Below are 21,350 nucleotides of genomic sequence, written 5' to 3'. Positions count from 1 at the left end.
CCGACGCCGCTCCCGCCACCGAGTACTGCATGGTGGGCGCGTACCCGGCTGCGGGCGCGGGCGACAGCACCTGCGGCTCGTCGACGGGCGGAGTCCAGTCGCGGGGGCCTGCCGTCGCGCCTTTCATGATGCGACGCTGGTCGCGCCGGCTGAGGGAGGGCAGAACCGTCGTCACATCGTCGGCGGGATCGACGGCAGCGGGAGCAGCGGCAGCGTCAGCGGGAGCAGCTGCGGCAGGAGCGTCAGCAGCGGCAGGAGCATCAGCAGGAGCAGAAGCAGGAGCAGAAGCAGCAGCGGGAGACCCCTCGACGGGATCGATGTCGGCAGGATTGCGGTCGGTCATGACTTGTTCCGATTCTCAGAGCAGGTTGGGCAGGAGGCGGGTGATCTGGTCGGCCACCACGAGGCCGGACAGCACCATCACCGGGACGAAGACCACCCAGGTCTTCTGGGCTCCGATGCGGCGATACGACCACACGGCCGCGATCTCCGCGATCACGAAGAACTGCAGGGCGAACACGAGAGCCCACACCGTGGTGGTGTCGGTGGCGAGCTCGGTGGCCTGGGGCGGGAGCAGGTTGTAGGTGCTCTGGCGGGCACCGGCCGGCTGCACCTCGGAGACCAGCTGGGCGTCGACCCTCGCGACCCCGCTGGGGATGAACGCCGGACCGCGGGCCGTCTCGAGGATGAGCCTGCTCTCCCCCGCGATAGGGCTCGGCGGAGACGGATCGCCGGCGTAGCGCACACCGATGACCTCGTACTGCTGCAGCCCCTGGCCGGTGAGCACGGAGAAGGTCTCGCCCGGCGCGAGCTCCTGGATGCGACCGAACGGCCCGCCGTACGCGGCGGCCCGACCCATGATGACGCTCACGCCCGCCTGACCGGGCAGCACGGTGTCGCGGCGATGACCGGGGCCGGACTTGAGCTCGCCGCCCGAGGTGCCTTCGACGATCACCTGGCTCACGCCGATCGAGGGGATCTCGATGATCCCCACGGGCGCACCGCCCACCAGCAGCGTGTCGTCGAACGCCCCTTCGCTCACGGGAGCCGTGCCGGCCGAGAGCTGTTCCCGGTAGGTGTCCATGAGCTGCTGCTGCGCCACGACGTGCTGCAGGTGGCTCAGCACCATCAGGTTGAAGGCGAACGCGAAGAACACGGCGGCCACCAGCGCGAGGCTGCTGCGGGCGATCACCTGGGGGATGCTGAGCGGCGCCACGGGCATCATCGACCGCGGCATGCGCTTGGGCATGCGGGGCGGCTTGGGCGGCTGCGTCGCCGGGGCGATCAACGGTGACGCGAGGGGCCCGGGCTGGGTGGGAGGAGAGGCCGGGCGATCCGGATCGGAGTCGGACTCCGAGGTCGTGGGATCGGAGATGATCGTGGTCACGCGGTCGACTCCTGCGGCCCCGTGCTCACGATGACCGGCGCGGACTGAGCCCGCACCACTCGCACGACGGCGTAGGCGACTCCCGCGAGAGCGAGGAGGATCAACAGGAACCACGGCGGCAGGAACACGAAGGCGTCGCGCGTCATCGGTTCGAGCGGCACACCGTCGACGACGTCGGGCGGAGTGATCGTGACGTGCGCGGTGGCGAACGTCCACTGCCCCACACCGGTGAGGGTGGCGCTCACGACCGTGGTCTCATCCGGGTTCAGCCCATCGATCTCGACCGGATCGACGGCGCTCAGCTCGGCGCCGAACGGCCCAGACACCCAGAACCGCGCGCTGCTGTCGATGGTGGAGCTCGACACGTTGCGCACGGTGAAGGAGGTCACGAGCTCACCGGCGAGCGGATCGATCGACGGCCGGTACTCGGTGCTGAGGCCGCTGATGTAGAGGATGCCGCCGAGGCTGTACTCCCCCTCCTCGAGAGGCGGGGCCGACACCGGGCCGGTGACGACCGTCGAGCCGCCCTCCGTCGTGGTGGTGGTGCGGGAGCCGCCGGGCGCGGTGGCCGCGGGAGGGGGTGCGGTGGGCGCCTTGGTGCTCGGCGCCACGGTGACCTGGAGGTTGATCCCGGCGGGAGGCGGCGGGGCGTCGGCGGCTGCACGGGATCCGGATGCGTGCGCCGCTGAACCTGTCGCTCCACCGGCCATCCCCGTCACGAGCGCCGCGAGCGTGAGGGCTGCGGCGGCCGCTGCGAGGGATCCCGCCCGTCGAGCGCGCCTCACCGTGACCCGTTCACGGCGGCGGGCTTCTCGGCCTCTTCGCGCGCCTTCCGACGCGCCTCGGCCTCGGTGTAGGCGATCCAGTCGCGGGCCGTCTTCTCATCCCGCGCCCGGCGGATGCGGAAGAACAGCAGCACCCCGGCGGCGATCACGAGCACGGCCAGGAAGAGCCACGGGATGGCGAAGGTGATCGTGTCGCGGTTGACCTGGCCGAGGGCGCCCGGGTCGAGGGCGTCGTCGTCGACGGTGGGCTGCAGGCTCACGTAGGGGTTGAGGTAGCCCCACTGCCCGGTGCCCGGAACGGTGAGGGTGACCGTGCGGGTGCTGCCTGGCAGCATCTCGGCCAGCTCCTGCCGCACCTGGCCCGCCGCACCGATTCCGAAGTAGGTGTTGACACCCGCCACCATGGTGGCGCCCAGGGCGACGTTGCCCGAGTTCTGCACGGTGAACGTGATGGTGGTCTGGCCGTCGAGGGGGTTGAACTCCCCCTGGTAGTCGGCGGCGATGCTCGAGATCGTGAGGGCCGGCTGGAGGTCACCGGGAACGCGCACGTAGAGTCGCGTCGCCACCCGCCGGTCGACGAGGATCTGGCCCTCCACACCCGTCACGGAGATCACCATTCCGGCTGCGTGGTCTCCGGGCCGGGCGTCGGCGGGCACATCCAGAGTGAACGGGACGACCTGCGAGCCCCCGGGATCGAGCGGGATGTCGAGCTGCTTGGCGCCATCGGCGAAGGTGACCCAGCTGCCCGCGTCGGTCGGGGCCACGCCGGTGTCGAGCAGCCCGAAGGCGCCGTCCTCGGTGTTGTACGCATCCGTCGCGTAGACCTTCATGGTCTTCGCCGTGGTGCCCGTGTTGCGCACGATGAGGTTGTCGGTGAGCTGCTGCCCAGGGCTCGCCTCGTAGCTGTAGCGGCTGCGGCCGTCGGCGCCCGTCTCGGAGGAGGGAGCACCGGAGATGCCGTCGGTGTCGTCGGCGGAGGCGGACGACAGCGGGCTCGCAACGAGCAGACCGCCCGTGAGAGCGGCAGCCACGAGGGTCAGCGCGAGCGCACGGCGGGAGATGCGATTCAGAGCGGGGATGAGAAGCACAGTTGATTTATCCAGAGTGAGTTGGCGGGATGGTGACGGAGACGTGAACGACGGGGGCGCATCCGTCACACACCCGGGAAGAGGGGGGCCGCGACAGGCGCGACCCCCCTCTCGGGGACTACTTCGAGGTCAGCGTGAGCGTGAGCTTCGAGTTGTAGGTACCGGCCGGCATGTCCGCGGGAGCCACGAACGTGAGGTCGGCGTCGAACTTCGACGACGGCACTGCAGCGCTGTCGCCCGCCTGCGCGAACAGGTTGCCCTGGACGGTCGCCGGGGTCGTGGTGGCGACGTGGTTCGCCGATCCCGCGATCTGCTCGTTGGCCAGCGTGACGATCGGGCTGAGGGTGGTGCCCTCGGCGGCGAGCGGCTTGAGGCCGAGCTGCGAGCTGGAGATGATCTTCGTGGCGTCGAGCGCGTTCACGAAGTTGTCGACCTTCGTGGTGACGGTCCACCCCTTGTGGGTCACGACGCGCGTGTCCTGCACCTCGAAGACGCCGAGCTTGCCCTTCGACGTGGAGAGGCCGTTGACGAGCGTCGGGTCCTTGATCTGCGCGGTGCCGAGCGACGGTGCCACGAGGTTGAGCGTGCCGTCTTCTGCAGCCATGGTGATGGCCTGCAGGTTGACGTCAGCGGAACCGACGGGCGGGTCCACCGGCGGGACGACGGTGTCGTCGGGAGCGAACTCCCAGGTGGGCAGCGCGTTGCCGACGCCCGGCGTGACGGTGATGTACTTGAAGTACACGCCGTCGGTCGAGACGTTGAGGCCGTTGTTGTTCATGAACGCGAAGCCGACGCTCCAGTTGCCACCCGCACGCACGGCGGAGAGCGAACCGATGGTCTGGCCGTCGAGGGCCAGGTTCGGGTAGCTCACGTTCTTGGTGCCGTTGACGAATCCGTTGTAGGCGTAGGCCACCCAGGCGCTGGGGGTCGCCTCGGAGCCACGCGGCGAGATGAAGGTGCGCACCTCGGTCGAGTCGTCCGAGCCGATGAACAGGGCCTCGAGGTCGGTGTCGCTGGCTCGGGCGATGACGGACTCGTCGAACGGGAGGATGGTGCCCGGTGCGATGAGCGATCCGTCGAGGGCCGAAGCCATGTAGATCGGGCCCTTGGAGCCGACCGTGGGGTCGACGGCCGCCTGAGCGGTGCCGGCCGTCACCGCGACCAGGGCGGCGGCGACCACGCCGACCACCGAGGCGCGGAGGAGGTTCTTCTTGAACATGTCTGCTGTCTTCCGATTCTCTGGTGAGCGCTACAGCGTCGCGTAGGCGCGGATGGGGTCGAGGTTCGACGGCGCGAGGAAGCCGAACTTGAGCTTCACGGCACCGGAGGTGCTCGAGAAGGTTCCGTTGTTGGTGAGGGAGGTGGCGCGGCTCGCGTTGACGAGGTTGGCCAGGTTGACGTCGTACTTGGCGTCAGACGGGTTGACACGGGCGAACTCGACCACGAGGTAGGTGTCGCGGCCGAAGCTGCTCGAGTAGAAGGCGGAGTTCGCGGCCAGGGCGGTGCCGGTGCCGGTGAACGGCGCGATGCCGTTGATCGAACCGAGCTTCACGTTCGAGGTGCCGATCGTGTTGAGGCCGGAGGCGTTGTTCGACTGAGCGATCCAGCTGGCGGCCGAGAACGGGATGATCTCGTTCGCGGCGAGCACGCTGGCGTCGTTCTCCGGGGTGGTGTTGGCGGAGCTGTCACCCACGGTGGAGCCCAGCGTGGTGACACCGATCGCACCGAGGAAGAAGCTGCGCGTGCCGGAGGCCCCCTGCGGGATGCGCGGCTTGACGACGGTCGAGCCGATGGTGACGGGGGTGTTCGACTCGTAGATCTGCTTGAGCTGAGCCGTGGTGAGGTTGGCGAGGTCGGAGTTCGTACCGTTGTAGGCGTACGAGACCGCGTCACGGGCGAACGGCACGTAGCTGAGCAGGCCGGCCGAGTTGGCGTTGCTGCCGGGGCCGCTCGAGGAACGGGCGATGTCGACCTGGTTGGCGACGTTGCGGGCAGGGATGGTGGCGTTGGGCGTGTAGGTGGTGCCCTTGATCGAGGCGCGGAGAGCGCTCACACCGGCACTGGAGCCGCCCGGACGCCCGAAGAAGGGTCCGTTCGACTTGGTCTGGATGACGGCCGAGCCGAATGCGTCGAACGACGCGATGTTGGCACCGCCGGCCACGACGCGCACGTTCGAGCCACTGATGGTGGTTCCGTTCGAGAGCGCGTTCGAGACATCCTGCAGGGTGTCGGAACCGACGAGCACGTAGCTCGACGAGACCGGCTCGGCGCTTGCCGGAGCGGCGAGCGCGATGCCCGCGAGTGCGACGCCCAGGGCGGCGCCCATCGCGACTACCTTCTTGATCTTCACTGGTGAGTGATCCTTTCGGGATGTTGTTCCGAGCGTCCGCGGCGCGGCAGCTTCGACTTGGTGCAGACCCGGGGTGTTTCCGCGGGACCGGCGGGTCCAAGAGTGTGGGGCATCAGAGTCGCCTTCTGATGCGGGTGATGATCGGCACGGCGATGGCGGCGAGCAGCCCGGCGAGGATCGATCCGGGAACGGCGGCCGAGATGGCGCCGATCTTCTGGTCAGCGGGCGTCGCCTTGCCCACGAGCGAGCCGGCAACCTGGCCCGTGGCGCCCGGATCGACCACAGGTGGCGTGACCGGTGGCGCCGCGGCGGCAGGAACCGGCGGGGCGGCCACCTTGACCGGAGCCGCAGGAGCAGCCGGGGCCGGAGCGGGGGTGGGAGTGGGCGTGGCTTGAGCTGGACCGTTCGCGATGACGTCGGCCGCGTCGAGCGCCTGCTGCTGCCACCCGGCCGGGATGGGTGCGTAGCCCTCGGGCAGCTGGCCGAGCGCGGTGCCGCGATCCTGCCCCACGGTGGCGGCGTAGGTGATGAAGTCGGCGTAGTCCGCTCGCGCCGCGGTGTCGGTCATCTTGGGATTGACCGCTGCGTAGACGGGCATCGCGAGCGGATAGGCGCCCTGGGCCGCCTGCGCCTCGGCCGAGCTCGGGTCGAACCGGTACACCTGGGACTGGGCGGGGTCGACCGTCATCGCCGCGGCGGCCGCCGTGAGCGACTCCTCCGTGGGCGGCACGAACGCGCCGGCCGGGTTGCGCAGGTTGGCCTCGAACACCTGGTACTTGGCGGAGGCCCCCGTGTCGGTGATGCCGATCACGCGCTGCAGGCCGGGCAGGCTCCGCGAGGTCTTCGTGTACTTCGGTGTCGAGGCGACCGAGTCCCAGGGCCCCAGGATCTGGCCGTCGCCGCGGAGCACCAGGTAGGCGCTCGTCGACAGGTCGTTGGTGTACGGGCGCCAGGTCACCACGTTGACGGGGGCTGCGCCACCCTCGACTCCGGGCTGTTCGGTGGGGTCGGCCTTCGGGAAGTCGTCACGGGGCAGCGTGAGCTCTCCGCCGCTCGTGCCCACGCCGCCGTACACGTCGGGGTTGGGCGAGCTCCAGGGGTTCACGATCATGTTCCACTCGTCGGGCTTGCCGTTGAGGAAGTCGACGGCCTCCTGGTCCGACATCACGTAGCTCCACAGCGCCCAGGCCGCGTCGGATCGGCCCTGCGGGGAGAGGAGGTCGGCGAGCGACGGCGAGTTGATGGACTGGTACTTCCACTCCTCGTCGTTGATCGCGAGGAAGTCGGGATCGCTCGTGAGGTTGCGGGCGTTCGACCCGGGACTCTCGGGGCTCGTGTAGCCGAGGTGCGTCTTGTCGGCCCCCGTGGGGAGCGAGTCGATGTAGGAGTTCGTGAGCAGCTTCGCCACCAGTCGCGGCGTGAGGTTCAAGCTCGTGAAGGGCAATCGCGCGCGATCGGTCGCCTCGGGAGGGACGTTGCCCAGGGCGTTCGGTTCCCTGTCGATGGCGAACGCTATGGAGATGCCCGTGAGGGCGACGGGTGCGTAGGTGAGGGAGTCGGTCACATCCGGCACCGAGAGCGCACGGGAGGTCAGCGCGAGAGGGGCCGGGGTCGTGCCGTTGGCGGCCAGGGCCGCATCCGACTCCGCTCCGGTGATCGTGGTGTAGACCGCGCCGCCCTGCGCGCTGCAGAGGCTGGGCTGCCAGGAGGCGATCGCCACGCCGGCGAGCTCGCTGCCCGAGAGCTGACGCTCCTTGGCACCGATCGAGCAGCGTGCGCCGTCGGGCAGGAAGTCGAGCTTGACCGCGAGACGGTGCTTCCAGGCCTCCCAGAAGAGACCGGGGCGGATGATGTCTGTCGCGCCCGCGTCGGCCTCGCCTCGGGGGATGATCACGAGCCAGCACGAGCTGCCGCTGGTGCTGCCGTCGGGGTTGGTCACGGGCGTGCCGCAGCCGAGACCGGGAGACTGCGCCACGGTCTGGACCTCGAACTTCACGGATCCCTCGCCGTTCGAGCCTGATCCCGCCCACGAGACCTCGTTGGTGGTGAGGCGCGTGAAGAACGGGTTCGTGTTCACATCGACGTTGACCTTCTTGCCGTCGACGACCGAGGCCACGACGTCGCCGGTCTTCGACCGGAACGGGATCGACGTGTACGTCGGGTTGAAGAAGTCCGTGCCGATGGCGGTGTAGGCCGCATCCTGCTCGGGCACCACGGCGGTCGTGCCCACGGTGGAGTCGCGCGTGGCCCCCGGGGTGTTGAAGCCTCCGTACTGGCAGGTCGAGCGGTCGGGCTGGCCGGGGTTCTGGGGGTCGTCGCCCCAGCACTGCATGATCTGCAGGAAGTTCTTGCCACCGGTCTGACCGCTGGGGACCTCCGACTTGACTCCGCCCTTCCAGGTGATCTCGATTCCCTGGGCCTGCAGGTCGCGGGTCTGCGAGACCGTGACCTCGAGGTCGGGCATGGGGGCCGAGTCGAGATCGGTGTCCTGCTGGTTCGCGGCGACGGTCACGGCCGAGGAGTCAGCTCCCTGCGCGGTGGACACCGGATCCGCGATGCCCGTCACGATCAGGAGCGCCCCGACCGCGATCCCCGTGGCCACTCCCGAGACCATCGAGGTCACCCACTGACGCCGCGGACGGCGGCGGGCGTTGGCATGACGAGACAAGGCGAACTCCAAGCTGAATTACATGAGATTTTCGGGATCAAGCATTAAAATACGCGCGCTCGATGTCGTCAGGATGAACAGAGCGCGAAGGAGAATTCGCAGGTAGCCGTCGCGCCGACGTCAGGTCGGTCAGGCTCCCCCTCGAACGGGTGACGTCAGGAACCGCCGCCGTGCTTCAGGCGACGGGACACCAGCGGTGGCACCACGACGGCCACGAGCAGGAGCACTCCCGCCGCCACCATGAGCCACTGCTGCGGGCCCATGCCGGAGTCGGCGAGCGTGAACGGGCTCGACACCGCGGCTCCTGCGACAGCGGTGCCGCCGGAGATGAGTGCTCCGTTCTCGTCGTAGACGGGGGCCGTGCCGGCGGCCGCAGCTGCACCCGCGGTTGCTCCTGCCGCAGCCCCCGCACCCGCTGAAGCCCCGGCTGCGCCCGGCGCGTCCGACGACGAGCCGCCGGAGCCGGTGCCGGTCACGGGAGTCTCCTCGACCGCTCCGCCGGTGCCCGTGGTGCACTGGTTCGGGCCCTGCTTGTCGCACTCGGCGGGCTGGGGGGCGGTCGCCGCGAGCTGGTTGCTCGACGGGGAGTCGCCCGGGCTGAACGTGGGGTTGTTGCAGGCGTTCGGGTCGATTCCGCTCGAGCCCGCCCCGGGGATGCGCGCGATCTGCGCCGATCCGGCGAGCACGAGGTTCATGGGCAGCGGCGAGTAGCCGAGCGTGTCGGCCTGCTGCTGCCCCTCGCACAGCATGTACCGCGCGAAGGCGCCGAGGGTTCTCCCCTTCTCCTCGGTGAAGATGCCCGCCACCGCGGTCGGCACGATCATGTAGGAGTAGCTCGACAGGGGGTACGAGCGGGCGTCGGCGTTGTTGTAGACCCCATCGAGGATCTGGGTGAGGTAGTCGGGTGACCCCACTTGCTCGTTGATCTGCGCCTGGAGGAGCGCGACGGCCACCGAGGTCGCCTTGGGCTCGACGTAGTACCCGGCGGTGTTGAGCACCTTCGCCACGGGGAAGCCGGAGTTCTTGGCGTAGGAGTACTCCACGTAGGTGATGGAGCCCTCGCCGTAGCCCTGGGAGACGTAGCCGGCGACTCCGAGCGATCCGTTCTGCGACTTCATGGTCGACGTCGCCGGGTACTGGGAGGTCAGGCCGGTGCGGCCGCTGTAGGCCGACCAGAGAGCGGGGTACTGCTTCGACATCCACAGGGTGAACTGGGCGGTCGAGCCGGAGCCGTCGGAGCGCACCACGGGCACGATGCCCTGGTCGGGCATGGCGAGACCGGGGTTGTCGGCCACGAGTGCCGGGTCGTTCCACTTGGTGATGGCACCCGTGAAAATCTTGGTGATGTTCTCGCCGGAGAGCCGCAGGTTCGTCACCCGCTTGCCGCCGATCTTGAGGTTGTACATGAACGAGGTGCCGCCCGCCACGATCGGCATGTAGGCGTAGCCATTCGGCGGCGTCTCGGCGGGCGACCCGTCCTCGGGGGCGGGCTGGAACGGGATCTCGCTCACGGCGAAGTCGACCGTGCCATTGATGAAGTCCTGCCGGCCGGCGGAGGAGCCGACACCGGAGTAGTTCACGGTCATGCCGTAGTTCGAGGCCACGTTCTTGCGCCACTGGTCCAGGGCGTTCTGCGACCAGGTCGAGCCGGTGCCGGAGATGCTGACGTAGGGGTCCTCGGCGAAGGCGGGTGCGGCGGCACCCGTACCGGTTGCGACGACCGCCACGAGGGCAGCGGCGATCATCATGAGTGCTGCTCGCGCGGCACGGAACTTCGGCGTCACGGAGACGTCTCCTCGGGGTCGGAGGTGGATCGGGTGGGCTGGGTGGTCGAGTTCGCAGAAGCGGAGCCGGTGGCCGACTGAGGCAGGTAGTGCCCTTGGGCGACGCGGTCGTCGAGCATCGTGATGCGCTGCAGGTCGCGCATCGACTCCGCTCGCGCGGCACGGCGCTGGCGGTCGGACTGCTGCCCTGGGCCGCGGCCACCGATCATGCGGGCCACGATGAAGAGGCCCAGCACGAGGAGGATCAGCACCGCCGCGGTGCCGAAGCCCCTGGCGATCATGTTCGGCTCGGGCGAGCGCACGAAGTCGAACACCTGGAGCGGCAGCGAGATCATCGGGCCGGAGAACGGGTTCACGTTCATGACGGCGGTGATGCCCGAGGTGAGGAGCACGGGCGACGTCTCGCCGATCCCGCGAGCGGTGCCCAGGATGACGGCGGTGACGAGACCGGAACGGGCCGTCGGCAGCACCACGTGCCACACGGTGCGCCAGCGGGTGGTCCCGAGCGCGTACGACGCCTCGCGGAGGTTCTGCGGCACCAGCCGGAGCACCACGTCCGAGGCCCGGATGACGATGGGGAGCATCATCACCGTGATCGCCATCGCGGCGGCGAACCCTGAACGCTGCTGCGTGACGAGCTGGATGATGGCGGCGTAGACGAAGAGCCCCGCGACGATCGAGGGCAGCGCCGTCATCGCATCCGCGATCGTGCGCACGAAGCGGGCGAAGCGGCCGCCGATCTCGTTGAGGAAGACCGCGGTGGTGATGCCGAGCGGCACCGTGATGGCCAGAGCGATCGAGATCTGGATGAGCGTGCCCACGATGGCGTGCAGGATGCCGCCGGAGGAGAGCGGGTCGAGGGGGCCGGTGAGCTCCATCGTCTCGGTGAAGAAGTTGACGAACGGCAGGGCCTCGGAACCACGCACGAGCGTGTAGATCACGATGAAGACGAGCGAGCCGAAGAGGAGCACTCCCGCGCTGATCATGAGCACCGTGACGACCTTGTCCTTCACCTCCTGCCAGTCCGAGCGCAGTGAGACGAGGAACACGTAGAGGCCGAGGAAGGCGAAGAACGCCACGATGACCCAGCCGATGATCCCCGTGAGCGGGCCGATCCAGCCGAACAGCAGCGTGGAGATGGCGAGGCCGCCCGCGAGCGAGCCGACCACGTTGAAGCGCTCGTCCACGGTGGCGGAGCGCACCGTGCGGCGGGGACCGACCTCGATGCCGTCGGCCGAGGGGATGCGGGTGGGCGCGTCTTCGGTGTCGGGGTCGACCGGCAGAGTCGTCGTCATGGCTCAGAGGCTCTCTGCGCCGGAGCGCGATCGGGCGACGATCGACGACGCCGTGAAGTTCACGACGAGGGTGATCAGGAAGAGCACGAGGCCTGCGGCCATGAGCGCCGAGAGGCCGAACTCGCTCGCCTCGCCGTAGCGGAGGGCGATGAGGGCCGAGACGGAGTTGGTGCCCGTCTTCAGCACCTCCCAGTTGATGACGAAGATCGGCGAGATGATCATGTAGACCGCGATGGTCTCGCCGAGCGCGCGGCCGAGGCCGAGCATGGTGCCGCCGATGATGCCGCCGCGGCCGAACGGCAGCACGACCGTGGAGATCATGCCCCAGCGGGTGGCGCCGAGGGCGAAGGCGCCCTCGCGCTCCCCCACCGGCGCCTGCGAGAACGCCTCGCGCATGACCGAGGCCTGGGTGGGGACGACCATGAGCCCCACCACGATGCCCGCGATGAAGGCGGAGGAGGTGAAGGCGCTCGCCTCGGTGAGGGTCGAGCCGTCTTCTCCGGTGACCGCGAAGATCGGGATCCAGGCGAAGTAGTGCGAGATCCACTCGGCCACGGGGATGATGTTCTCCTGCAGGAAGAACACGCCCCACAGACCGAAGACGATGCTCGGCACGGCCGCCATGAGGTCGACGAGCGACACGAGGAACGAGCGCAGGCCGCCCCGGACGACCTCCGAGAGCAGCAGAGCGGTGCCGAGGGCGAGCGGGAAGCCCACGATGAGGGCGATGATCGCGATCGTGACGGTGCCGAACAGCACGGCCGCGATGCCGAACTGCTGGGTCTCCGGCGACCACTCCTGCGTGAACAGGAAGCCGATGCCTGCCACCTCGAGCGCCGAGCCCGCACGGATCGACAGGAACAGACCCACCGCGAGCATGATGCCCACCGTGGTCGCTCCGGCCGTGAACGCGACAACGCGGAACACGGTGTCGGAGGTCGAACGGCGTGACGCGAGCGAACGCCTCTCAGGCGATCCGCTGCCCCCGTTGCCAGGCACCTCGCCGTTCGACCCCCCGGCGCCACCCGCACCAGGGGCGCCGTCACCACCGTCCTCCGCGACGGGGGTCAGGATGTCCGTCCGCTCGTGCTCGATCAAGACGTCGTCGATCGTCTGAAAGACGTCGTCCTGCTTCACGATTCACCGGCCATGGGCTGATCGTGGGCCGTGCAGGTGAACTCCTGGAGGCCTCGATCTGAAGTCGACATGGACGAGATGTGGAGAGATCGCCCAGGAGACTTTAAGGCGCTCGATCGGATCTGGGTGTAGTGGCCTGAGGAGCGGTCGTCGGGGCGGGAACCGGCGCTGTCGGCTCCGGGGTGGGGATGGGCGTTGCGGTCGGATCGGGGTCGGGGCCGCCGCCGTCTCCCCCGCCCGTGCCGTCTCCGTCGCCGCTTCCCGTCCGCGGCACGGCCAGCACGAGGGTGACGGTGGAGCCGACCGGCGCCGTGGCACCCTCCGCCGGCGTGGAGGCGAGCACCGTGCCGGGGGCCGCGTCGTCCTCCCGCGTGGTGATGGCGGTGTCGAAGCCGGCGGCGCGGAGCGTGGTGACCGCCTCGACCTGGTGCCCGCCGATCGCGCGGGGCACGAGGTTCGAGCCCGAGGCCACCACGAGGTCGACCGCGGTGCCCGCCGTCACGGCGGTGCCGGCCGCCGGGGTGGTGCGCAGCACGGTGTCGAGCTGACGCGGCGAGTTCTCGGCCACCACGACACCGGGCACGAGGCCGAGCGCGGCGAGGGAGTCCCTGGCCGCCGCCAGCGTGCCGTCGGCGAGGGCGGGCACCGGGATGTCGGCGGAGACGAGCGCCGCTTGGCTGGGGGCCGCCGCCGCGGGTGTGGCGGTCGGGGTGTCGCTCGCGGTGGGGGCGGCGGAGGGGCTGAGCGCTAATGGCAGCGGGGAGGTGGTGCCCGACGCGGCTAGTGCCCAGGCGACTACCACTACGGCCGCGAGCAGCAGGGCGACCAGGCCGAGCACGAAGGCCGGGCGCGAGGCGGCGGGCTCGAGCGGCGCGGCGGCGGCGGATGCGGATGCGGATCCGGATGCGGCGCGCGGCGCCACGGGCACGCCACCGGTGCGTGGCCTCTGGGCCGGAGTGGGGCGGGGGGTTGCGATCACCACTCGTCGAGGGGCGGGAGTCGGGGCGGGCATGATCGCGGTGGCGGGGAGATCGGGGGTCGATCCTGCGTGGCGGCCCGGGGCCGATCCGTCGAGGTGCTGCAGGGCGGCGCGCACGGCGACCTGCATCTCGGCGGCGTTCCGGAACCGGGCATCCGGATCCTTGAGGAGCGCGCGCACGATCATCCGGTCGACGGCACGCGGTACACCCGGGCGCACGACCGACACCACGGGGGGCGGAGCCTGCAGGTGGGCGATCATGGTGGACCGCGCCGAGTCGCGCACGAAGGGCGGGGTGCCGAGCAGGGCGAAGTGCAGCACGGCGCCGAGCTGGTAGAGGTCGCCGCGGGCGTCGACGGCGTCGCCTCGGGCCTGCTCGGGCGAGAGGTAGTGGGCGTTGCCGAGGATGCCGAGGGCCTCTGGCGCTTCCGGGGCGTCCGTCGTGCCTGGCGCCTCCGAATCGGGCGCATCCGCATCCGCGTCCGGCGCATCGGCGTCCGGGGAGTCCGCATCCGCATCCGCATCCGGGGAGTCCTTCTCATCCGTCGCATCAGCCGTGCGGAGCAGGTCGCGGCCCACGGCGGCGCGGCCGGCTGCATCCGCCAGCCCGAAGTCGAGCAGGCGCACCCCGGCGGGCTCGAGGGGTGCGTCGGGGCGCCGTTCGATCATGATGTTCGAGGGCGAGACATCGCGGTGCACGAGACCCGCCGCGTGCGCGTGCTCGAGGGCGGCGAGCACGCCGTCCGCCACCACGAGCGACTCGCGCACGGTGAGCGGTCCGCCCTGCTCGACCGCCTCGGCGAGGCTCGTGCCCGGGGCGTGCTCGAGGGCGATCCAGGCCTGGGGGTCGGCCCCGGTCTCGTGCACCCCCACGCCCAGCACCCCCACGATGTTGGGGTGCTTCAGGGCCCCAGCCGCGCGGGCCTCGCGGAAGAACGCCGTGCGGGCCGCCTCCGACCGCGAGAGGTGCGGGTGCAGGATCTTGAGGGCGACCGACTCCCCCGTCTCGGTGTCGAGGGCGCTGAACACAGAGGCCGATCCGCCCGTGCCGAGCAGCTCGACCAGGCGGTAGCGGTGGGAGATGAGGCCGACGTCAGCCATTCGTGCCCGGTGTGCCGGCTGCTCTGGCCGCGTAGTCGTTGGCGGTCGCGGCCACAAGGTCGACGTAGCTCTCCACGTGGTTGTAGGCGAACACGGCGGTGCGCCAGGTCGCCGGGTCGGTGAGGGTGCCGTAGTGGCAGAGGTAGCGGCCGGCGGCGAGGGCGGCGTCGTCGATCTGCTGCGGATCGGCGAGGGCGTCGCCGCTGCCGTCTGCGCCCCACTCGGCCCAGGTGCCGGGGATGAACTGCAGCGGCCCGACCGCACGGTCGCCACCGGCGTCGCCGTCGAGTCGGCCGCCGTCGGTGTCGTCGATGCGGTCGTAGACGGTGCCGTCGAGATCCGGGCCGAGGATGGCGGGTGCGGTGCCTCCGTCGGAGGCGATGGCGGAGCCGCCGTGCGTGCCGTGGCCCGACTCGACGGCGCCGAGGGCCGCGAGGGTGTTCCAGCCGACTCCGCAGTCGGGGTCGGCGGCGCTCAGGGCGAGGGATGCGCCGGCGTAGCCGAGGAGGGCGCGGTTCGGGATGCCGGTGGCTCTCGAGACGGTGTCGGCCCAGGCGGGGTCGACTAGGAGGGAGATCTCCTGGCCTCGGGGCACGGGGGTGGGCGATGTGGGCGTGCCTTGCTCCTGGGCGGTCGCGGATCCCTGTGCGGCGGACTCCGGGGTGGTCGCGGTGCTCTGCTCGGGTGCGGTCGCTGAGGGGTCTGTCGCTGACGGGTCGATCGCTGTCGGGTCTGTCACGGCCGGTGGAGCTGCGGGCGAGCCGGCGACCGCCGGTCCGAGCTGGGTCGCGGAGGAGGTGCCCGCTGTCGCGGCGAGGGGCACGCGGGAGTCGGCCGTCGCCGCCCCGATCGTCAGCCAGGCGGCGAGGACCACCATTCCGGAGACGACGACTCCGAATCCCACGCGGGCACTCATGCCCGAACACTCCCGCTGCGGGATGACGTCGAGGCAGACGCCGTGTGAACCGGTGGTGACTCCAAGGCGTCGCGATGGGCGCCGTCGGAGCGGTGAGAATGGGGGGATGCGTTCCTTCCCCGAGGCCGTCGGTGCCGCCGATGCCCCCTCCGCCGCCCCCGTGCTCGAGCTGCGGGGCGTGCGGTTCGTGCGGGGTGGGCGGGTCATCCTCGACCACGTCGACCTCACGGTGGGCCCGGGTGAGCACTGGGCGCTCATCGGGCCGAACGGGGCGGGCAAGAGCACCATCCTGAGTCTGTGCGGGGCCGTGCAGCATCCGACGAGCGGTGAGGTGCACGTGCTGGGCGAGCGGATCGGGCGGGTCGAGCTGCAGAGGCTGCGCCGGTCGATCGGGCATGTGAATCCGCGGCATCCGCTGAACTCGGCGCTCAGCATCCGGGAGGTGGTGCTCACGGGGCTCACCGGGTCGGTCGAGGTGGTGCCGCGGTGGGAGGCCTCCGCGGCCGAGCTCGCCAGGGCGTCGGAGCTGCTGGAGCTGCTGGGGCTCGGCGCGAAGGCGGGTGAGCGCTGGCCGACCCTGTCGCAGGGTGAGCGCGGGCGCACACTCATCGCGCGGGCGCTCGTGACGCGTCCGCGGCTGATCCTGCTCGACGAGCCGTCCACGGGGCTCGACGTGGCGGCGCGCGAGCAGCTGCTCACCACACTCGACACGGTGCGCCGGGCTCATCCGTCGCTCGCGACCGTGCTCGTGACGCATCACCTCGAGGAGCTCCCCGTCTCCACCTCGCACGCCGCCCTCATCGCCGACGGCCGCATCACGGCGGTGGGGGCGGCCGCCGACGTGCTCACCACCGCCGCCGTGAGCGCGTGCTTCGCCCACCCCATCTCGATCGAGCACCGCCACGGCCGCTGGTCAGCCCGAGCCTCCCCCGCCTGACACCCCGCGCGGGCGGGCGGGTGCGCGGGTGGGCGGCTCAGGCGGGGCGGGGGCGGGCGGGTGCGTCGGAGGCCGCCCGGAGCTTGGCGAGGTAGTGACGCTGCGGAGCCTGGCGGATTCGCGCCGGGAGCACCCGGTAGACGGGGGCCACCACGCGCAGGAGTCGCCGGAAGCGGCGTTCGCGACCGGCGCTCCAGGTGTACCCGAACTCGCATCGGAGGCGCGCGGGCAGCAGGGCGACGGTCGCGAAGCGGGCGAGCGGCATGCCGAGGCGGATCGGCAGCGGCGCCTTCTCGGCGGCGAGCAGGGCCTTGGCCACGCCGCGCACGGTGTCGTCGACGGTGAGGGTCTGCACGGTGCGGTCGAAGTAGCGGCGGAAGGCGGCGCGGTCGGCGGGCCAGAGCTCCTCGGGCATCTGCAGCGCGGTACCGAGGACGGCGTACTCGCGGTAGACGTGATCGGCCGACTCCTCGTCGAGCGGCCCGTAGACGAGCTCGTACACCGTCACCGCCGTGTCGTAGAGCGTTGCCGCCACCCACAACTGCAGCCCCGGATCCCGAGCGTCGTACGCCGGATCCCCTCCCCCAGGCCGCGCCGCCTCAGCGCGCCCCGCCTCCGCAGCTCCACGCTCAGAGGCCACCCCCTCCGACCCACCCTCTCCCCCAGCGCTACCCACCGGCGAAGCGCCACCCGCGGTCGACATCGGCGCGGTGGCATCCGCACTCCCCATCGGCACCGTGGCACCCGCGACAGCTACCAGCGGCTCGACATCCCCGGTGGCCACCCGCGGCTCGGCAACTCCCGTTGCCACCCGCGGCTCGCCATCTCCCGTCGCCACCTGCGGCTCGGCATCCCCCGTCGCCACCTGCGGCTTGGCATTTGCGGTGGACGGACGGGTGGCGGGAGGCGGCGGCGGGTTGCGGACCGGGGCGTGGGCTAGGTTGACTGCTCGGCGCACGGCGCGGATGTCGGCCTCGGAGCCGGTGGAGAGGGCGTAGATGTAGCTGAGGGTGCCGTTCAGCCGATCCATTGGCCGGTTCGCGAAGTCGCTGTGCCTGGCCACCCCGTAGCCGATCGCCGGATGCGCGATCTGCAGCAGGATCGCCCTCCCGGCCCCACCGAGCAGCACACTCTCGGGGGCGATGTCGGCCATGGTCAGCATGCCGTCGACGCTAACCCACCCGCCCGCCATCCGCCCCCACATGATCCGTCCCGGTGGGCGGCGGTAGCCTGGGGGCATGACGAGCGAGGGTGAGGCGGGCCCTCGTGAGAGCGGGGCTGGGGAGCTCGACGGGACTTCGTGGGACGTCGTGGTGGTGGGCGCCGGGCCCGCCGGAGCGAGCGCTGCCCGCGCCGCGGCTCGTGGAGGCGCTTCGGTGCTGCTGCTGGATCGCGCCGCCTTCCCGCGCTACAAGACGTGCGGCGGCGGGCTGCTCGGCGAGTCGCTGTCGCTGATCCCCGAGGGCGCTCGCTCCACGATCGAGTCGCGGGTGCGTGAGACCGTCGTGACCGACCGCTTCCGTCGCCGCTTCCGCCTGCGCACCACCGAGCCGCACCTCGCCCTCGTGCGCCGCTCCGAGTTCGACGCCGCCCTCGTGCGAGCGGCCCAGGATGCCGGCGCACGCTTCGCGGACGGCGTGGCAGTCCGCGAGATCCTCGCCCCCACCGAGACCGACACCTCCCGCGACACCGCCGCCGGCACCGACACCGGCGCCATCGCAGGGAGAGCCACCGACGCTGGCGGGGTCAACGACGCAGGCAGAGTCGTCGGCACAGGCAGAGCCACCGGTGAAGGCACGGAGGATGGCGGGGTCACCGGCGGAAGGACTGAGGCTGGCACGGGAACCCGCACGGGCGTAGGCGGCGGGGACGCCGCTCCGGTGTCTCTGCGGGGCGACCTCCCGGCATCCGTGAGCCAGGAGGGGCGGACTGCGCTGCGGACGAGTGCGGGGATCGTGAGCGCTCGGGTCGTGGTGGGGGCGGATGGCTCCGGCGGGCGCGTGGGGCGGCACGTCGGCGTGGTGGCTGGCGGGGTCGACCTCGGGCTCGAAGACGAAGTGGGGATGCCCGGCGACGAGGGCGAGTGGCGCGACGTGGTGCACCTCGACTGGGGCGGCGCGCCCGGCAGCTACGCGTGGGTGTTCCCGAAGCGCGACTCGCTCACCGTGGGCGTCATCCAGAAGAAGGGATCGCCCGACGAGACGCGCGAGTACCTCGCCGCCTGGCGCCGCCATCTCGGGCTCGACGAGCAGACCGCGCCCACCCTCCACTCCTCGGGGCACCTCACACAGTGGCGCACCCCGGACTCCCCGCTCCGCCGCGGCGGTGTGATCGTGGCGGGCGACGCCGCCGGACTCCTCGAACCCTGGACCCGCGAGGGCATCTCGTTCGCCCTCCGCTCCGGCACCTGGGCGGGCGAAGCCGCGGCCACGGGCGCGCTCGACGGCTACGTGCGCCGCGTCGAGGCCGTGCTCGCCTCCGAGCAGCGCACCGGCGCCGAGCTCCTCCGCACCTTCGAACGCCGGCGCGCCCTCGTGCACACGCTCCTGCGCACCCGCTCGGGCGCCCGCTGGTTCGTGCGCTTCTGCCGCGGCGAGACCCACCTCTCCCGCCTCACCCACCACCGCCTCACCATGCACCTCGCCCGAGCCCTGGGCCGCCCGACCGCACCGCGCTCCCGCCCACCCGTCTCGTAGCCCCGCTCTCCCCGATCAGTACGGCACCACCTGCCTGACGGCTCGCGGGACGCCGACGGCTCGCGGTGGATCCAGCGGGCGCAATGAGGGCAGCCTCAGCGAGCGGATCGGGTGGACTCAGCGGGCGCAGCGGGTGGACTCAGCGAGCGGTGAGGGTGGGGTCAGTGGGCGCAATGAGGGTGGGTCAGCGGGCGGTGAGGGTGGTCGCGGGGGTGCCGGGAGGTGTCGTGGAGGCCACCTGCACTCCGGCCGTGACGGTCTGGCCGGTGCCCACGAAGGCCGCCCACTGGACGCCGCGACACGTCACCGTTCCCGCGGCCACCGAGCAGTCCATGCCCCACGCGCTCACGATCGACGTCGCTCCCGCATCCGGCCACGAGATGCTCCACGCCGAGGAGGCACCGCTGTTCGTGACCGAGATCTCGGTCACATAGCCCTCGCCCCACTCGCTCTGCAGCGCCCAGGTCGCCGACAGCGACGCGGCGGATCCACCGCCCGGTGCCCCCGGCCGCGCGGTGCCGGTCGCGCCTGTGCCCGTGCCGGAGCCCGGGCGGCCGGATGGGGACCCGGGGGACGCCGAGGCAGTGCCGGAGCCGGAGCCGGCGCCGGTTCCGGGAGCCCGCGGCCCCGGCGTGCCGGGCGCGGCGGTGCCGCGGATGCGATCGCTCGGGCGCAACCACGGCGACCCGGAGTCACGACTCGGTGCAGCGGTCGACGACCCGGATCCGCCCGAGGCAGACGGCGCCGGGGTGGGCGTCGGCGACGAAGGCTCCGCGGCAGGCACCTCCACCGCCGTCCCGGTGCCGATGAGCGGCGACAGCGCAGCGATCTTCTCCGCCTGAGGCGTCGTCCAGTCGTCCTGCACCAACCCACCCGTGTCACCACTGTTTGGGTTGAACGACCAGTACGAGAAGCTCATGCCCGTCTCGGCCAGGTACGCCACGATGTTCTCGAACCACGCGCGATCCCCGTCGGTCTGCAGCTTCGACCCGAACTCCCCCACGAGCACCGGCGCGATGCCCTCCTTGGCGAGGTAGCCCCAGTTCGAATCCCACACCGCGGGCAGGTTGGCCGGGTAGTCGGCCGAGGTGAACCACTCCTGCGGGTAGATCGACGCCGGGTAGTCGTGCGGCGAATAGACGACACGATCGGGCACCGCGAGCGTGACCGGGTCGGAGCCCGCATCCGCCAGCCCCCCGCCCCACCACGTGTAGCTCCCGTCGCCCTGGACCTCGACGCCCTCCACGATGATGAGCAGCTCCGGATTGACCGCCAGCACGGCGTCACCCGCACGCGTGGCCGCCGCTTGCCAGTCGACCGAGGGATCATCGCAGCCCCAGCACGCGGTGCCGTGCGGCTCGTTGTGCAGGTCGAACCCGATGACGGAGGGCTCGGCGGCGTAGCGCTGCGCCAGCATCTGCCAGTCGGAGATCCACGTCGCCTCCGGGAAGCGATCGGTGTACCAGAGCTCGGACTGGGCGGCGGAGTCGGGCCGGTGCCTGTCGAGGATGACGTTGAGTCCGTAGGCCTTCGCGCGCTGCACGAACTCGTCCATGAGCTGCAGCGGCGTGAGCGAGGCGAGCGTGGGGTTGGCGTAGGCGTTGATCGAGGTGCTCGCGGGCGCGGCGAGGCACTCGTTGGAGTACGGCAGGCGGATGGTGTTGAACCCCCACCCCGCGATCTGCGCGAGCCCGGCATCGAGGCTGATCGACCACAGCCCGTGAGGTGCGCAGTTGCCGGTCTCGAGCCCGAACCACGACACCGCCTTGATGACGTAGGGCGAGCCGTCGGCCGTCACGATGGTGCCGCCGTCGGTGTGCAGCCAACCGGGCAGGGCGGCCTGCGGATCGCCGGTGCTCGGCGCGGGTGCGACCGCGGGGCCGGCATCGGTGGCTGCTCCCCCGGCCTGATCATCACCGTCGGGAGTCGAGGGCGCAGTGGGCACGGGCGAACCTCCGATGGGGCCGGAACCTGCAGCGCCCGAGTGCTTGGGCCCCGGTGTCGAGTCGGCGGAGAGCGCTGACGGTGCAGACGCCACCGACGCGGCGGACGCCACGGACGCCGTGGTCACGACCCCGGCCACGAGAGCGAACGCGGCGAGAAGGGACCCCCACCGGCGCACCCGCACACGACCCTCCACCTCGCGACCCTCCCATCCATCCCTCGTACGACTGATCGCACAGTACCAGCGCCCGCCGACACCCTCCGCATGCCGCCGCCGCGCTCT

The 21,350-nt window shown here is 71.2% G+C and carries 15 protein-coding genes; 2 read left to right on the top strand and 13 right to left on the bottom strand.

Annotated features, from left to right (window positions below):
* Positions 1 to 358: 358 nt before the first annotated feature.
* The 11 genes from ACEXQC_RS01145 to ACEXQC_RS01095 form a co-directional block, all read right to left on the bottom strand.
* Positions 359 to 1,387, bottom strand: a complete 1,029-nt coding sequence (locus ACEXQC_RS01145; protein WP_374817492.1) for a sortase — start codon at positions 1,385 to 1,387, stop codon at positions 359 to 361.
* Positions 1,384 to 2,172, bottom strand: a complete 789-nt coding sequence (locus tag ACEXQC_RS01140) for a hypothetical protein (RefSeq protein ID WP_374817490.1) — start codon at positions 2,170 to 2,172, stop codon at positions 1,384 to 1,386. Before ACEXQC_RS01140 ends, ACEXQC_RS01145 begins: the two co-directional genes overlap by 4 nt.
* The gene (locus ACEXQC_RS01135) at positions 2,169 to 3,260 is read right to left on the bottom strand and encodes a COG1361 family protein (protein WP_374817488.1); all 1,092 of its coding nucleotides are present in this window, start codon (positions 3,258 to 3,260) and stop codon (positions 2,169 to 2,171) included. The genes ACEXQC_RS01140 and ACEXQC_RS01135 overlap by 4 nt, the downstream gene beginning before the upstream one ends.
* Positions 3,261 to 3,378: 118 nt before the next feature.
* On the bottom strand, positions 3,379 to 4,479 hold the full coding sequence (locus ACEXQC_RS01130) for a hypothetical protein (protein WP_374817486.1): 1,101 nt from the start codon (positions 4,477 to 4,479) through the stop codon (positions 3,379 to 3,381).
* A 30-nt stretch (positions 4,480 to 4,509) separates the two neighbouring features.
* Complete coding sequence (locus tag ACEXQC_RS01125) at positions 4,510 to 5,610, bottom strand: type 2 periplasmic-binding domain-containing protein (protein WP_374817484.1); 1,101 nt, start codon at positions 5,608 to 5,610, stop codon at positions 4,510 to 4,512.
* A gap of 112 nt (positions 5,611 to 5,722) precedes the next feature.
* The gene (locus ACEXQC_RS01120) at positions 5,723 to 8,278 is read right to left on the bottom strand and encodes a hypothetical protein (protein ID WP_374817482.1); all 2,556 of its coding nucleotides are present in this window, start codon (positions 8,276 to 8,278) and stop codon (positions 5,723 to 5,725) included.
* A gap of 155 nt (positions 8,279 to 8,433) precedes the next feature.
* On the bottom strand, positions 8,434 to 10,062 hold the full coding sequence (pstS, locus tag ACEXQC_RS01115; protein WP_374817480.1) for a phosphate ABC transporter substrate-binding protein PstS: 1,629 nt from the start codon (positions 10,060 to 10,062) through the stop codon (positions 8,434 to 8,436).
* Positions 10,059 to 11,357, bottom strand: coding sequence for a phosphate ABC transporter permease PstA (gene pstA, locus ACEXQC_RS01110; RefSeq protein WP_374817478.1), 1,299 nt, complete (start codon positions 11,355 to 11,357; stop codon positions 10,059 to 10,061). Before pstA ends, pstS begins: the two co-directional genes overlap by 4 nt.
* Positions 11,358 to 11,360: 3 nt before the next feature.
* Entirely contained in the window at positions 11,361 to 12,494 is a 1,134-nt protein-coding gene (gene pstC / locus ACEXQC_RS01105; protein ID WP_374817476.1) for a phosphate ABC transporter permease subunit PstC, read from the bottom strand.
* Between the two features lie 103 nt (positions 12,495 to 12,597).
* The gene (locus tag ACEXQC_RS01100) at positions 12,598 to 14,574 is read right to left on the bottom strand and encodes a protein kinase domain-containing protein (protein WP_374817474.1); all 1,977 of its coding nucleotides are present in this window, start codon (positions 14,572 to 14,574) and stop codon (positions 12,598 to 12,600) included.
* Positions 14,567 to 15,490, bottom strand: coding sequence for a lytic transglycosylase domain-containing protein (locus ACEXQC_RS01095; protein ID WP_374817472.1), 924 nt, complete (start codon positions 15,488 to 15,490; stop codon positions 14,567 to 14,569). The genes ACEXQC_RS01100 and ACEXQC_RS01095 overlap by 8 nt, the downstream gene beginning before the upstream one ends.
* A 106-nt stretch (positions 15,491 to 15,596) precedes the next feature.
* Here ACEXQC_RS01095 and ACEXQC_RS01090 point away from each other — a divergent pair, with 106 nt between their 5' ends.
* A complete protein-coding gene (locus ACEXQC_RS01090; protein WP_374817470.1) occupies positions 15,597 to 16,427 on the top strand; it encodes an ABC transporter ATP-binding protein in 831 nt (276 codons plus the stop codon).
* Between the two features lie 37 nt (positions 16,428 to 16,464).
* Here the strand turns inward: ACEXQC_RS01090 and ACEXQC_RS01085 are convergent, their stop codons facing one another.
* Entirely contained in the window at positions 16,465 to 17,589 is a 1,125-nt protein-coding gene (locus tag ACEXQC_RS01085) for an oxygenase MpaB family protein (protein WP_374817468.1), read from the bottom strand.
* Between the two features lie 76 nt (positions 17,590 to 17,665).
* On the opposite strand from ACEXQC_RS01085, the gene ACEXQC_RS01080 reads away from it, so the two are divergent.
* Complete coding sequence (locus ACEXQC_RS01080; protein ID WP_374817466.1) at positions 17,666 to 19,123, top strand: FAD-dependent monooxygenase; 1,458 nt, start codon at positions 17,666 to 17,668, stop codon at positions 19,121 to 19,123.
* 184 nt (positions 19,124 to 19,307) lie between these two features.
* On the opposite strand, the gene ACEXQC_RS01075 is transcribed toward ACEXQC_RS01080, so the two are convergent.
* Positions 19,308 to 21,263, bottom strand: a complete 1,956-nt coding sequence (locus ACEXQC_RS01075) for a cellulase family glycosylhydrolase (RefSeq protein ID WP_374817464.1) — start codon at positions 21,261 to 21,263, stop codon at positions 19,308 to 19,310.
* Positions 21,264 to 21,350: the final 87 nt, after the last annotated feature.

The organism is Herbiconiux liukaitaii (assembly GCF_041927495.1).
Lineage (GTDB): Bacteria > Actinomycetota > Actinomycetes > Actinomycetales > Microbacteriaceae > Herbiconiux > Herbiconiux liukaitaii.
This window is presented reverse-complemented; position numbering and strand designations above follow the sequence as displayed.